General features: G+C 61.1%; 13 protein-coding genes and 1 riboswitch. Of the genes, 8 read left to right on the forward strand and 5 right to left on the reverse strand.

Annotated features, from left to right (window positions below; translation table 11 throughout):
• Positions 1-122: 122 nt before the first annotated feature.
• The 3 genes from uca to ACFPN2_RS37930 all read right to left on the reverse strand — a co-directional run bounded on the left by uca (position 123) and on the right by ACFPN2_RS37930 (position 5202).
• Positions 123-3719, reverse strand: a complete 3597-nt coding sequence (gene uca / locus ACFPN2_RS37920) for an urea carboxylase (protein ID WP_380606467.1) — start codon at positions 3717-3719, stop codon at positions 123-125.
• 95 nt (positions 3720-3814) lie between these two features.
• A complete protein-coding gene (locus ACFPN2_RS37925; RefSeq protein WP_380606469.1) occupies positions 3815-4465 on the reverse strand; it encodes an urea amidolyase associated protein UAAP2 in 651 nt (216 codons plus the stop codon).
• Positions 4465-5202, reverse strand: coding sequence for an urea amidolyase associated protein UAAP1 (locus ACFPN2_RS37930; RefSeq protein WP_380606471.1), 738 nt, complete (start codon positions 5200-5202; stop codon positions 4465-4467). Before ACFPN2_RS37930 ends, ACFPN2_RS37925 begins: the two co-directional genes overlap by 1 nt.
• Positions 5203-5520: 318 nt before the next feature.
• Positions 5521-5619, forward strand: a riboswitch (guanidine-I (ykkC/yxkD leader).
• A gap of 95 nt (positions 5620-5714) precedes the next feature.
• Between ACFPN2_RS37930 and ACFPN2_RS37935 the strand changes: the two genes are divergently transcribed.
• The 6 genes from ACFPN2_RS37935 to ACFPN2_RS37960 all read left to right on the forward strand — a co-directional run bounded on the left by ACFPN2_RS37935 (position 5715) and on the right by ACFPN2_RS37960 (position 10123).
• On the forward strand, positions 5715-6794 hold the full coding sequence (locus tag ACFPN2_RS37935; protein WP_380606473.1) for a putative urea ABC transporter substrate-binding protein: 1080 nt from the start codon (positions 5715-5717) through the stop codon (positions 6792-6794).
• 73 nt (positions 6795-6867) lie between these two features.
• The gene (locus ACFPN2_RS37940) at positions 6868-7680 is read left to right on the forward strand and encodes an ABC transporter permease (RefSeq protein WP_380606475.1); all 813 of its coding nucleotides are present in this window, start codon (positions 6868-6870) and stop codon (positions 7678-7680) included.
• Positions 7681-7683: 3 nt separating this feature from the next.
• A complete protein-coding gene (locus ACFPN2_RS37945) occupies positions 7684-8454 on the forward strand; it encodes an ABC transporter ATP-binding protein (RefSeq protein ID WP_380606476.1) in 771 nt (256 codons plus the stop codon).
• 140 nt (positions 8455-8594) lie between these two features.
• A complete protein-coding gene (locus ACFPN2_RS37950) occupies positions 8595-8966 on the forward strand; it encodes a response regulator (protein ID WP_129777154.1) in 372 nt (123 codons plus the stop codon).
• A gap of 38 nt (positions 8967-9004) precedes the next feature.
• Positions 9005-9583, forward strand: a complete 579-nt coding sequence (locus ACFPN2_RS37955) for a hypothetical protein (RefSeq protein WP_380606478.1) — start codon at positions 9005-9007, stop codon at positions 9581-9583.
• A gap of 327 nt (positions 9584-9910) precedes the next feature.
• A complete protein-coding gene (locus ACFPN2_RS37960) occupies positions 9911-10123 on the forward strand; it encodes a hypothetical protein (protein WP_380606480.1) in 213 nt (70 codons plus the stop codon).
• Positions 10124-10233: 110 nt separating this feature from the next.
• Here the strand turns inward: ACFPN2_RS37960 and ACFPN2_RS37965 are convergent, their stop codons facing one another.
• Positions 10234-10551, reverse strand: coding sequence for a hypothetical protein (locus tag ACFPN2_RS37965; RefSeq protein ID WP_380606482.1), 318 nt, complete (start codon positions 10549-10551; stop codon positions 10234-10236).
• A 44-nt stretch (positions 10552-10595) separates the two neighbouring features.
• Here ACFPN2_RS37965 and ACFPN2_RS37970 point away from each other — a divergent pair, with 44 nt between their 5' ends.
• Both ACFPN2_RS37970 and ACFPN2_RS37975 read left to right on the forward strand, forming a co-directional pair.
• Positions 10596-11294 carry a histidine phosphatase family protein gene (locus ACFPN2_RS37970; RefSeq protein ID WP_380606484.1) on the forward strand — a complete coding sequence of 233 codons (699 nt, stop codon included), beginning with the start codon at positions 10596-10598 and terminating at the stop codon, positions 11292-11294.
• A 128-nt stretch (positions 11295-11422) separates the two neighbouring features.
• Positions 11423-13939: a chemotaxis protein CheW gene (locus ACFPN2_RS37975; protein ID WP_380606486.1), complete on the forward strand. Its 2517-nt coding sequence runs from the start codon at positions 11423-11425 to the stop codon at positions 13937-13939.
• On the opposite strand, the gene ACFPN2_RS37980 is transcribed toward ACFPN2_RS37975, so the two are convergent.
• The gene (locus ACFPN2_RS37980; RefSeq protein WP_380606487.1) at positions 13923-14498 is read right to left on the reverse strand and encodes a hypothetical protein; all 576 of its coding nucleotides are present in this window, start codon (positions 14496-14498) and stop codon (positions 13923-13925) included. The genes ACFPN2_RS37975 and ACFPN2_RS37980 overlap by 17 nt on opposite strands.
• Between the last annotated feature and the right edge of the window lie 134 nt (positions 14499-14632).

Consider the following 14632-nt stretch of genomic DNA (forward strand, 5'->3'; position numbering starts at 1 on the left):
TTCGCCTTATGTCCGGTCTGCAGCGGGACTGTACTGCGTCACACTTTGCAGCTCTGCCAAACAGTTGGCAGTTTCGGACCGGGAACTCGCGTGGATGCGGGTCGTTCAGCTGTTGCGTTCAGCTAAGCCGCGTTATGTCCGCTCGGCTTGATCGCAACGAGCACTTCTCCCGCCGATATTGCGCGCCCCACCGCGCAGCGGACTTCAACGATCTCGCCGGCCTGCTCCGCGACGATAGGAATCTCCATCTTCATTGCTTCCATAACGAGCAACTCCGTTCCGGCCTCGACGCGTTGGCCAACGATGACAGTTTGTTTCCAAACGCTGCCGGTCACGGGCGACGTAATCGCCTCACATCCAGCGGGGACAGCAGCTATCGTCACTTCGTTAGCAGCGGGCGGCTCCGAATCGAACGTCAGTTGCCCGCTCGCCCGCCAGCGTTCTCTCTCCGCTTCGAAGGCTGCCTGCTGCTTCGCCTTGAAAGCGCCGATTGAATCGTTGTTGGCAGCGAGGAATTGCCGATAGTCACGCAGCCTCAGTGTGCTTTGCTCGATGCGCAGTTTGAACTTGCCGCGAGGGAAGTCCTCGCGCATTTGTAACAACTCGTCCGCGGAGACCGGATAGAACCGCAGCTGATCGAAGAAGCGCAGTAGCCATTGCTTGCCGTCCTTGAAATCAGCCGTCTGACGGTACCGATTCCACATCTGCACCGTACGGCCCACGAACTGATACCCGCCCGGCCCTTCCATCCCATACACACATAGATACGCCCCACCGATTCCAACGGCATTTTCCGGCGTCCATGTACGAGCCGGGTTGTACTTGGTCGTGACCAACCGATGGCGCGGATCGAGTGGCGTCGCGACCGGCGCGCCCAGGTAGACATCGCCCAGTCCCATTACGAGATAACTCGCATCGAACACGATCCGGCGAACGTCATCGATGGAATCGAGCCCATTCACGCGACGGATGAACTCGATATTGCTGGGACACCAGGGCGCGTCCTTACGCACCGACTGCATATACTTATCGATCGCGACCCGCGTCGCCGGGTCGTCCCAGGAGAGCGGCAGATGAACGATGCGACTCGGCACCTCGATGTCATCAACCGCCGGTAATTCCTCTTCGGCACGAAGCAAGACATCGAGCAAGGCGCGTTGTGAGAGGGTGCTGCCGTCGAAATGGACCTGCAGCGAACGGATACCCGGCGTCAGCTCGAGCACACCCGGCACTCGCTGCCGCTGCAGCCAATCCATCAACGCGTGCACCCGAAAGCGCAGCTCGAGATCCAGCACCAGCGGGCCGTACTCAACCAGCAAATAGTTATCGCCCGCCTGGCGATAGCAAACCGCCGGCGCGCCGGCCGCCGACCCCGCGACGGTGTGAAGCACCGGCTCGCTGACAATGCGCCGCCTCGCCGCGCGATCTGCGTCTGCACCGCTGCGCGGTGCGCCGCCATCTATCGTCACGCAACGAAATCGCACCTTATCGCCCGGCCGCAGTTGCCCGACCTTCCAAAGCTCACTGCTAATAATCGTCGCCGGACAAACAAACCCACCGAGGCTCGGCCCGTCCGGGCCGAGGATCACAGGCATGTCGCCGGTGAAGTCGATCGCGCCGATGGCGTAGGCGTTGTCGTGAATGTTTGAAGGATGCAGTCCCGCTTCTCCGCCATCGGCACGTGCCCACTTCGGCCTCGGGCCGATCAGCCGCACGCCGGTGCGACTCGAGTTGTAGTGCACTTCCCACTCGGCAGCGAAGAACGTTTGAATATCCTCGTCCGTGAAGAAATCCGGCGCCCCATGTGGCCCTGACATCACATCGATGGTCCACGCATTCGAATACACCGGTATCCGAGACGGCGACAACGGCAAACCGACGTCGGCCAAATCAATGTGCTCATGCAAGCGCAACGTATCACCCGCGCGCAGCGCGCGTCCGGCATGCCCACCGAACTGCCCAAGGGTGAAAGTCGCGCGGCTGCCCATATAAGTCGGCACATCGAATCCGCCACGCACAGCAAGATACGCACGCTGGCCGCAAGGCTGTGCGGCCGCTTGAATGGAGCCAATCCTCAACACACTGCCTGCCATGACCTTGAGAGGTGTCCAATACGGCACCGTCTCGCCATCCAACGCAGCTTTCATCGGCGCGCCACACAGCGAGATCACCGCCGGCGCGTTGAACTTCAAAGTCGGCCCGCTGACGGTCAACTCCAACCCGGCCGCCGGCCCAGTATTTCCAACCAATTCGTTGGCGAGGCGAAACGCAAGATCATCCATGGGCCCCGACGGCGGCACGCCGATATCCCAATACCCCACCCGCCCCGGAAACTCTTGAATGCTCGTGTGCGTACCCGCCTGAAGCACCTCGACCGTCGAGGGTCGATACACCAGCCCCGCAAGAAAGCGAGTCGTTTGCCTGCCCTCGCGAAATACAGCATCCGCGATCACTCGCCTGAGATACGCAAGGTTCGTCTCGATCCCATACAACTGCGTACTCGCCAACGCCTCCTGCAACTTCCGAAGCGCCTCTTCACGATTCGAACCGTGCGAAATGATCTTCGCAAGCATGGGATCGTAGTGCGCCGGCACTTCCGTGCCCGTCTCGACCCAATGATCCACGCGCACGCCATCCGGCCACCGCACATGAGACAGCAACCCGCTCGACGGACGAAACTGATGCGCCGGATCCTCCGCATACACCCGAACCTGGATGGAGTGCCCGCGCGGCTGGTCTCGAAGGCTCAACAGATCCGGCGGCTCGCCCGCCGCGACCCGTAACATCCACTCAACCAGATCGATGCCGCTCACCTGCTCGGTCACGCCGTGCTCAACCTGCAGACGCGTGTTCACTTCGAGAAAGTAAAACTCACCGCTCGCATCGTCGTACACGAACTCGACCGTGCCGGCCGACTGGTAACCGACGCTCCGCCCGAGCCGTTCAGCGCATGCAAATAACTGCTGCCGAGTTCGATCGTCGAGCCGAGGCGCGGGTGTCTCTTCGATCACCTTTTGATTGCGTCGTTGCACGGAGCAATCCCGTTCGCCAAGCGCCACGACATTGCCGCGACCGTCGCCGAAGATCTGCACTTCGATGTGACGGGCCTGCTCGACGAACTTCTCGATGAACACACCGCCTTGACTGAAGTTACTGGCAGCAAGCCGCTCGACCGTATGAAAGGCCGCAGCCAGCTCGTCGGCATTGCGGCACAACTGCATGCCGATACCGCCACCGCCCGCCGTGCTCTTCAGCATCACGGGATAGCCGACGCTCGCTGCCTCAAGGGCCGCGTGTTCAACATTGCTCAACAATCCACTGCCCGGCAGCAGCGGCACTTCCTGCGCTTGGGCCAACTCGCGAGCGGTGTGCTTCAAGCCGAAGCTGCGCATCTGCTCAGGACTCGGCCCGACAAACACGACGCCCGCCGCTGCACACTTCTCAGCGAACGCTGCGTTCTCGCTGAGAAAGCCGTAGCCCGGGTGAATCGCCTGTGCGCTCGTATCGAGGGCGGCGGAGATGATGCGATCCTGTTGGAGATAACTTTCGGCGGCCGGTGAGGCGCCGATGTGGATTGCCTCGTCCGCCAGCGCGACGTGCATCGAATGACGATCCGCGTCGGAGTACACGACCACCGAGCGAATGCCCAGCCGCCGCAACGTGCGAATGATCCGGCAAGCAATCGCGCCACGATTCGCGATCAGCACTGTATCGAACATGAGAACGCCTTCGACCCATCCGGGTGCCGGGTCGTCCCGGCGTTGTCATGAAACTCGCGGGTCGTCCCGCGAGTGGCGACGTGCGTCGCCTGCCGTCAATCCCAGACCAGCACTTCGACTGGCGTCGGGTTATAACCGTTGCACGGGTTGTTCAACTGCGGGCAGTTGGAAATCAACACCGTCACATCCATCTCAGCGCGCATCTCGACGTAACGACCCGCGGCGGAGATGCCATCGGCGAACGTGAGCTTGCCTTGCGGTGTCACCGGCACGTTCATGAAGAAATTGATGTTGCTGGCGAGATCCCGCTTGCCGAAGTCGCGGTGATACTTCGCCCCCCAATGCGACAGCGCCAGTAGAAAGTTGTCGCGACAGCTGTGCATGTGCCGCTTCTCGATCGCGTAGCGGACCGTGTTGCTTTCCGCCGAGCACGCCCCGCCGAGGGTGTCGTGACGACCGCAGGTATCGGCGACGATCGTCAGCATCGTGTTGCCTTCGTTGGAAAGCAGCGGCGTGCCGGCGCTGAGATAAATGTTGCCTTGAGCGCGAATCGTGTCCTGCGCGCTGTAGCGCTCATCGAGCGAGGCGCTGCTGTAAAACAAAGTGTCGACGGCTTGATTGCCTTCGAGGTCGACGATGCGGAAGTGCTGGCCCTTTTTCAGGCTGCCCATCCAGGGCTCGCCGGCCGGAATGATCTCCCGGCGGACTGCGTTTGCGGCGTTCAGCAGGCTTTCCTTGAGCGCCATCAGCGGTACCACACTTCAGTATTGCGAAAGCCCCGCTCGTTCTCGGGACAGCGTGTGCGACAAGGATCGTTGCGAGGCGCCGGGCGCGAATGCCACGTCGTCAGTCGCACCTCCTTGGGTTGATAACTGGTTGCTGGATCGAGCGGATGCTGACAAGCGGCCAGCACCACCAGGGTATTCATCTCGAAGCGCAGATCGACATAGCTGCCGGCGGCGGAGTGCCCTTCGTGAAATTTCAGGTTGCCGTTGTCGTCGGCGGTGACTTTGCTGAAGAAGTTGATGTTGGCGGCGAGGTCGCGCTTGCCCAGGCCGTACTTGCTCAGCTCGTTGAGAAAGCCGTCGTAAGCGTTGCGGTGATATTCGTTGCGACGTTCCTGATAGCGGGCGTCGCCGTATTTCGAGCGGATCATCGATGCGTTCGTGACACCGCATAACGTGTCGTGCCAACCGCAGGTGTCATCGGTGATGGAGCAGATCACGCGTCCCATATCGGAGTAGCAGACACAGGCACGCGTCAGATAGGCCGTGTGCTGGGCTTTGAGCGTGTCGGCCATGTTGTAACGCTCGAGGCGGTCGTCGTAGTTATAGAACAGCACCGAGACGTTGCCGCCGCCAACCACATCGGTGATGCGCAACGTCGTTCCCCGTCGCAGCAGCCCGGACCAGTGAGCACCGCCGACGACGAGTTCATCCCAAAGCATCCAATACGGCGCGCCTTCGGCCATTCCCACACCCATGACAAGTCCGCGTTGACTTGGAACCTGCAGAGCAAGGAGCGTACCAAGATTGGAAGTGACTAATGACTAGTGACTAATGACTGGTCAGAGAGGCGCATCTCGATCCCAAGGCGAGTCGCACTCGCCACCCATCGACCTGGATAAACGCACCGCTTGGGTGCGAGTACGACAAATCGGCGCGCCATTCCAATGCATGAGCGCCGCCAATACTCAACGCACGCGGCGTCATCCACCGCAGCCCTTCTGACTATTCATTAGTCATCAGTCATTAGTCACTTCCATTCCGCCATCGGCACGTCATTTGCAAACTTGGTCATTGCAATTTGCCTCTAGGGTTCCGATCGCTTGCGATGCTGGTCCGAGAGAGGCAGTCCAGTGACGAGGCTGGATACACGGCGGGATAAAAGCCCGGGAGGTTTGCGCGCTGGCAGGCGGCCTCCCTATTTATTCCGACGGGGATGCGTCTTCCGGCACTCGACTCGAGTGACCTGTCCAATAAGAGGAGACGCCGAATGTTGTCCCACGCTCGTTCGCTTGCTTGTCGCATGCTTCGGGTCGCACTGCTGACCCTGACGCTGCTGGCACTGACGCCGGCCGCCCATGCGGCCGAGAAGAAATCGTTCAAGATCGCCTGGAGTATCTACGTCGGCTGGATGCCGTGGGATTACGCCGCTCAAAGCGGCATCTTGAAGAAGTGGGCGGACAAGTACGGCATCGCCATTCAGCTCACACAGATCAACGACTACGTCGAGTCCATCAATCAATACACAGCCGGCGGCTTCGACGGTTGTGTGATGACGAATATGGACATGCTGACCATCCCGTCGGCGGGCGGCGTCGATTCCACCGCACTCATCATCGGCGACTTCTCCAACGGCAACGACGGCGTCGTGCTGAAAGGCAAAGGCAAGACGCTCGCTAACATCAAAGGGCTGCCGGTGAATCTGGTCGAGCTGTCGGTGTCGCACTATCTGCTGGCGCGTGCGTTGCAGACAGCCGGGCTGCAGGAACGTGACATCAAGGTCGTGAATACGTCCGACGCGGATATCGTCGGTGCATATGCCGCTGCGGATACGAAGGCGACGGTGACTTGGAAGCCGCAACTCAGTGAGATCCTGGCGGCGAAGGATGCGCAGCTGGTGTTCGATTCCAGCAAGATCCCGGGCGAGATCCTTGATTTGATGGTCGTGAACACGGCGACTTTGAAGGACAACCCGAAGCTGGCGAAGGCGCTGGTTGGCGCGTGGTACGAAACATTGAAGTTGATGGCCGCGAAAGATCCGAAGGCGCTGACCCACATGGCCAAAGCCTCGGGCACGGACCTCGCGGGATTCAACAGCCAGCTCGCAACGACGAAGATGTACTGGACGCCGGCCGAAGCGCATACATTTGCGACCAGCCCGACGGTGATCAAGACCATGGACTCGGTGCGCAGGTTCTCCTTTGACCACGGCCTGCTCGGCGAAGGCGCGAAGACGGTCGACGCAGTCGGCATCGAGTTCCCCGGCGGCAAGACGCTGGGCAACGCCAAGAACGTGAAGATGAGATTCGACGCCACTTATATGAAGCTGGCGGCGGACGGCGCGTTGTGATGATTCACCATATCAAGCAGCGCCGTCAGCGACAGCTGGCCGGCGCGATCGCGAAGCGCCGCGAAGCGATCTCATGCCGCGCCTGGTGAATCTGTACCCCTCGAGCGGCGGCGCGCTGGCACTCGGCGCGCTGCCGTTCTTGATCCTGATCGCCGCCTATCTGTTCAGCTCGGCGGCGAGGCTCGCCGACAATCCAGACGATAAGTTGCTACCGGCACCAAGCGCCTTCGTCGAAACATTGAAAAGCTACGCCGTCGAAGAAGACAAGAGAAGCGGCGAAGTCCTCTGGTGGCTCGACACGGGCGCCAGCTTGAAGCGCCTGTTAATCGCGTTGAGCATCAGCGCCCTCATCGGCATCGTCGGCGGACTCGCCATCGGGGCGCTGCCCGTCGTGCGATCGTTGCTCGGTCCATTCGTGGCGGCACTAGCAATGATCCCGCCGCTGGCCATCCTACCGATCCTATTCATCATGCTCGGCCTGGGTGAAGTCGCGAAGATCGCATTGATCGTCTTCGGCGTCGCCCCGTGCATCATTCGCGATGTTTCATTGCGTGCCGGCGAGCTGCCGAAAGAACAACTCATCAAGGCCCAAACGCTGGGCGCCTCGAGCTGGCTGCTCGCAACACGCGTCATTCTGCCGCAGCTGTGGCCACGCCTCATCGACGCACTACGACTCACACTCGGCTCAGCATGGCTCTTTCTAATAGCCGCCGAGGCCATCGCGTCCACCGAAGGTCTCGGTTATCGCATCTTCCTCGTGCGAAGGTACATGGCGATGGACGTGATCCTGCCCTACGTCATCTGGATCACCCTGCTCGCCTACACCATGGACTGGCTGTTACGAACGGCGCGAGCCCGTTTATTCCCCTGGGCGGAGACCCGTTGAAGCATGGCGTCCGTCACGGTCAAACATCTGTGGAAGGAATACGGCGACCAGGTCGTGCTGGAGAATCTGAACCTGCACGTGGCCGATCGCGAATTCGTCACCATCATCGGCGCGTCGGGCTGTGGCAAGACCACCTTCCTACGCATGCTGCTCGGCGTTGAGCAGCCAACGAAGGGCCAGCTCCTGATCGACGGCGAGCCCGTGCCGGCCGAGCCGGGCCCCGATCGCGGCATCGTGTTCCAGCGGTACTCGCTGTTCCCGCACTTGAGCGTGCTCGACAATCTCATGCTCGGCCTGGAGTTCTCCGGCTCACGCTGGCTGGGCAAACTGTTCGGCGGCAGGCGGCGCGCCGCACTGGAGAAGGCCGACAGCCTGCTCGAAGCGATCGGGCTACATACGGCGCGCGATAAATATCCATCGCAGCTATCGGGCGGCATGCAACAGCGCCTGTCCATCGCGCAGTCGGTGATTCGCGAGCCCAAGATCCTGTTGCTCGACGAGCCGTTCGGCGCACTCGACCCGGGCATCACCGCGGACATGCACGAGATCATCCTGCGGCTGTGGCAGGCGAACCGCATGACCGTCTTCATGATCACCCACGATCTGAAGGAAAGCTTCCAGCTCGGCACCCGATTACTGGTGTTCGACAAACGTCGTAACGATCCGCACGCGCCGGAACGCTATGGCGCCACTGTGACGTACGACATTCCGCTAAAACGGAAAAAGCACACCATGCCGCACGCGACCCTCACGCCGGAGCTCCTGCGCCAGTAATCGCGACAGCAGAGTGCGACCGGCCGCTCATTCCGGGAACCCCCGACTCAACTCCCCGCAGCAATCGCCGTTAATACGGCAAACGATGCGGTCACTGCCCCCCGTGACTGCCAGATTCTGTGTAATTGGAGCGCCGTGTAATGTCTGGAGCCTCGAAGTCAATTCTCGCCGTGGACGATTCAGCGTCGATGCGCCAGATGGTCCGCTATACCCTGGAGGGGGCGGGCTACGAGGTGATCCAGGCTGCTGACGGCGTCGAAGCCCTCGACCTCGCCAAGGGTCGCGGTGTCGATCTGGTGCTGACGGACGTGAACATGCCCCGCATGGACGGCATCACGCTGGTCAAGGAGCTGCGCGGCCTCGACAGCTACAAGTTCACGCCGATGCTGGTGCTGACCACCGAGTCCGGCCCGGAAACCAAACAGCGCGGCAAGCAGGCCGGAGCGACCGGCTGGATCGTCAAGCCGTTCAACCCCGACCAGCTGCTCGCCACCATCGCCCGAGTGCTCTAACGCCCCGCCGAAGCCACGGAGCCGCGGTAACGCCGTCCATGCTGCCCAGTTCAATAGAAATCACCAACGCCGAAGCAGCGCCGCTCGCCGATTGGACGCCCGAACAACAGATCGCGCAAATGCTCGAGCTGTGTGAGGCGCAGATGGAATCGGCGACCTGCGAATCCGACCTCGCGGTCGACTCGCTCGTCAAAGCCTTCTCCGGCCTGGCCGAAACCGCCCGTGCCTTGAAGGCCACGGCCGCCAAGATGACGCCCGAACAGCGCGCCGCGCTGGGCGACCTCGATCTGAAAAAACAGATGGAGTCCATCGAGCGCCAGATGACCTCGGCCGTCGTCGCCTTCCAGTTCTACGACAAGCTCACGCAGCGGCTCGGCCACGTGCGTTACAGCCTGTCGACGCTCGCTTTGTTCGTTTGCGACCGTGCCCAGGCCACCCAGCGCGATCAGTGGCGCCGCCTGTTCACAACCTTGAAGCGCCTGTATCGCACCGAGGAAGAGAAACAGATCTTCCAGATGATGGTGGAAGGCGCCTCCGCCGACGAAGCCCGCGATCATATTCACCAGAGCACGCAGACCATTCGCGTCGGGACCTCCGGCGACATCGAGCTGTTCTGACCCAAGGTTCCTAGCGACACCGCCACGGTCACAAGCCGTGGCGTTTTTTTATTTCCAGCGATGTTTCATAACGCCGTCGCGGCGCGGCGTGCTTGCGAGTTTCCCTGCAAATATTTCCACGCTGTTACATCGCTTAAATATGAAGCTGAGAAGTGCGTCGCGTTTCCAATATTTTTGCGGCGCATTTACAGAATCAGTGTGATGTGAAGCACGCTCCAGAATCGTGAGAAGGCTATTGTTGCCCCCGTTCGATTAGCTGTAAGGAGCGGGTCCGGAGCTGACCTCGCCTAACGCGCGTCCAAGAGATGCAGGAATAGGGAGCCACTCATGGTGATCAAGTCTCAACAAATCGTCGGCATTGCCGGTGCGTTCGCACTGGTGGGCGCAGCCCTCTGGGCGTCCTCGGCACTGTTCAGTCCGCCGAAGGAAGTTCCGAGCGTGGAAATCAGTCAGGTGCAGGAACGTTCCTGGGCCGTCGAGATCACCGATCTCGGCCCGGTCGAACCGACCCCTGAGAAGCGTACCGCAGCGAATCGCTAGTGCTACCCGGGCACCATGGAGGTGCCCCGACGCCGCAGGCGGCGGCTTCGAGAAAAAACCACGCTTTTTTCTCGAAGCACGATCGTCGTGACAGGATGTCCGATCGATCGTCATTGATCGATGATCTCGCCTTCGCCGACCTTCTCGATCATGGTTTTGATGCCGTTCTCGAAGCCCGGCCCCGAGCCGTTGTAGAACAGATACATCGGCTTCTCGTTGCGTAACAGATCGATCGCGTTGTGATAATGGTCGAGGTGGTAGTAGAGCACCACCTGGCCCTTGGTCACCGTGTCCGCGGGTAACGTCGTCCCGTTGGGCAGAAACACCATCATGCCGATGTAATTGCCGGCGCCCTTCAAGGCGATGCGCGGCGAAAAGGCGTTCGCGGAATAGAAGACCTCATACGCGTCGATGCGAGTCAGCGACATTGCGGCTCCTGCCATGAGTGGGTAAGCGCAACTATACTGCGTGCATGAGCACGATTTATCTAGTCCGCCACGGACAGGCCTCTTTCGGCACCGACAACTACGATCGGCTGTCCGCCACCGGCCGCGAGCAGGCGCGGCAGCTCGGCAAATACTTTGCGGAGCTGGGCGAGCGCATCGATCGTATCTATTCCGGCTCCTTGCGCCGGCAGACTGAAACCGCCGAGCTCATCGGCGAAGCTTTCGCGGATGGGGCGCCGCCGATCGCCATCGAGCCTGCGTTCGACGAATACGACAGCGACCTGATCCTGCATACATTCGCGCAATCGCTGACGCCGGAGCAACTGGCCGAAGCGGGTTGGCCCGAGCTGCGCACCGACCGTCGCAAGTTTCAATTCTTCCTGGAGCGGGCTGCCCGCGCCTGGGTGGAAGCACAGATCGAAGCCGAAACAATGACGCCCTGGCGCGGCTTTCATGGCCGCATCGTCTCGGCCATTGAAAACATCATGCGCACCGAAGGGCGCTCTAAAACATTGATCGTCAGCACCTCGGGCGGCGTCATCGGCACCCTCGTCGCCAATGTGATGGGCCTTTCGAATCACACCGGCATCGAGCTCAACTGGGCCGTCCACAACGCATCGATCACGCGGCTGATTTACAGCGCGGAAAAGGTCTCGCTGTCGATGTTTAATGGCCTGCCGCACCTGGATCGTGCAGACATGAGACAGCTCATCACCTACAGATAGCAGCGCGCTTCATTTGCACCTTTTTGGACGCGAAAAATCGCGACCCAGGGCGCATTTTACTTTTCAAGGTTGCCGCAATGCGGGCCGTTATATGTCTGACAAGGCCCGACAACGAGGGACGGCAATTCATGGTCAAGGCAGCGGTGGTACGTCATATGTCCTCGGTGGAGGACTACCGCGCCCGCCTGGCCAGCTTGCAGGGCTCGTGGGACACGTTGTCGTTGCTATCTCATTTGCGCGGCGACGGCGCCGATATGAGCGGCACGCGCCAGGCCTTCGAAGGACTGGCCAACGACCTCGTGCACAGCCTGAGCGAGGAAACATACAAGAAAGCGATGCTGGCGCTCAAAGCTCGCGGTCAGATCGCCATCGACGTGGTCGTTCGCAACCTGTTCGAGCGCACCGCCGATATCGGCTTCCTCGCCATCGACGACGATATTCGCGATTACCTGCGACAGCGCCGCGCCGACGGCTCGCAGGTCAAGAAGTTGAACGATCGTCTACGCGGCCGCTTTCGTGAGTACGTCGGCAAGTATTCTGTTTATCACGACGTGGTTTTACTGGATGCGGACGGCCAGGTCCTCGTCCGTTTGGACGAACGCCACAACGTCGAGCGAACTTCGCACGAGCTGCTGAAAAATGCGCTCACGACGCGCCAGGGTTACGTCGAGACGGCAGGTCGCATCGACTTGCTGCCCGAGTCCGATCACAACCTCGTTTACTCCTTCCGTGTCGGCGATGGCTCGCGCGTCGAAGGCGTGCTGTGTCTGTGCTTCCGATTCGAAGACGAAGTCAGCGGCATCTTCGCCAAGCTGCGCTCGGAAGAGGACTGGACGGTGTTCTGCTTCCTGGATGAGCAAGGAACAGTGCTCGCCAGCAGCGATGCCTGGCAGGTTCCTATCGGCGCGCCGATGCCGGTTGTGCTCGATACCGGCGGCCGAATCGTTCGTTTCGCGGGCCGTGAATATCTCGCGGTCACCTGCCCCACGCAGGGTTATCAGGGTTACATGGGCCCCGGCTGGTACGGGCACGCCATGTTGCCGATCGAGCATGCGTTCGATCATGAGACCGGCGAAGGCGCGACGGCGATTCCGCGCGAGTTGCTCGCAGCGCTGCGCGAAAGCCAGACCATCTTCTCCCCCGCCCTCCGCAAGATTCCTTTGCAGGCCGATGCTATTCAGCGCGAGCTGAATCGTACGGTTTGGAACGGCAACGTGCGTCTCGCGACCAGCACGGACACCGGTAGCGATTTCACCAAGGTCCTGCTGCGCGAGATCGGCAACGCCGGTCGCCGCACGCAGGATACATTCGAGCACTCGATCAGCGAGCTGCAGGAGACAGTGGTGTCCTCCATTCTCGATGACGCGCAGCTGCTCGCCGAGCTCGCGGTCGACGTGCTGGATCGGAATCTTTACGAACGTGCCAACGATTGCCGCTGGTGGGCGCTGAATGGCGCACTGAGCCGTCATCTCTCGGACGGCAAGGGCGATCGCGACGCCGGCGAGATCCTTCGCCACATCAACAGTCTCTACACCGTCTATCACGACATCGTGCTGTTCGACGCCGTGGGGCGCGTCGTTGCGGTCTCCAATCCATCGCACGCGAGTAAGGTGGGTAGCACGGTTAGAGAGCCTTGGGTCGCGGCGACACTGGAATTACGCGATTCTCAGCAGTACGCGGTGTCCGCGTTCGCGCAGAGCGATTTTTACGGTGGTCAGCACACGCTGATCTATGGCGCCGCGCTTCGCAACGAGTCCCGTCGGGTGGTCGGCGGCATCGGCATCGTGTTCGACACTACGCCTCAGTTCAAAGCGATGTTGCGCGACGCTCTGCCTCGCACCGAATCCGGTGACATCGTGACCGGCAGCATCGGTTTGTTTGTCGACTCACGCATGACCGTGGTCTCGGCCACTTCGGACTACGAGCCCGGCGATACCATCGACCTGCCTCGCGACGTGCTGAGCAACGGCCAGCAAACCGTTTGTATGAACGGCACTCACTACGCCATCGGCGTGCGCAAGACGACCGGGTATCGCGAGTACACCGGCATGGGCGCGTATAGCCTGATCCTGATTCCGCTGGGTGCCGCCGTCGAGCGCGTCATCGTCCGACGTGCCGAGGCGCAGAGTCATCGTCGCGCCATCTCACAAGAACCGATGATCGACATCGCCACGTTCTACTGCGGTCAACAACGCCTGGGCTTACAGCGGGACGATATCGTCGAAGCCATGGACGGCACGAATCTGCGCCCGATTCCGAACGCGCCTGGCTGGCACGCCGGCTTGTTGATGTATCGCGAGACGCCGCTGCCGGTGATCGACCTGGGCAAGCTGTTGAATGCCGGCCCGGGCACCGAAGCGCGCAATGTCATCGTGTTGCGCGCGGTGGAGACGGGTCAATTGTTCGGTCTGCTGGTCGAAGAGCTGGCGGATATTCCCGAGATCGCGGTCAGCCGCATCCTGCCGGTCGGCGATCTGAATGCGCGTGGCGTCGCCATCCTCGACCGCGCGGTGCGGCCGGAGCAGGCGGACGAGCCGATGCTCATGCTGATGAACATCGAGCAGCTGCTGATTTACGCCGGCGCGGCCGGCTTCAAGTTATCGCAGCCGATGGCGTCGGTGACGCAGCTCAGAGCCGCGGGCTGAGCTTCAACTGGCGGATCAGACCGGCGTAGTACGCGTCCTTGCTGGCGTTGCGGGTCATCTCGAGCTCGACCTGCTCATCCTTCAGGAGCGCCATGCGCGTGGCCTCTTCGGCCTTCGGCGACGACATGAACGCTTGCGCCCGTCGCAGCGCCTGGCCCATGTCGCACTTGTAATAAGTTTGCGTGGCAAGCACCTGGCGCGTTTCATTGCGGGTGCCGCGATTCGAGATCCACAGCGAGTTCACCGTGAGCTGCCCGCTCTGAACGCTGAACTCCTCATCGGCACCGACCAGCGCACGACGCACGAACACGTTCGGCGCCTCAGCAGTCAACTCGATGGAATCCTGGCTGCCGATACGACGCGGATCCGCTTCGGACAACACCGTGAACGCGGTGACTTCGGAGTCCTTGGCCGAGTACTGCACGATGGTCGCGCCGGCACTCTCGTCCTGGCTGCACCACATTCCTTCGAGCGCCTTCGTGGAACCGGAGGTCGCATGAGCAGCCTGTGCGCACAGGCCCGTCAGCAGCATCGAAACGAACAACTTGGCGTTTGACATGTCGCTTATCGCAGCTCGACCGTTGGACGGAGTCAGGAGGAGCAATTTGCATGCCGGCAGCCTCGAACCCTTACGGCGCCGCTGAATTGCTCGTCCGTCAACAAACTGACGCCGGCGATTTGATAAGAAGCCCG

It is taken from the genome of Steroidobacter flavus (assembly GCF_042651805.1).
Taxonomy (GTDB): Bacteria; Pseudomonadota; Gammaproteobacteria; order Steroidobacterales; family Steroidobacteraceae; genus Steroidobacter; species Steroidobacter flavus.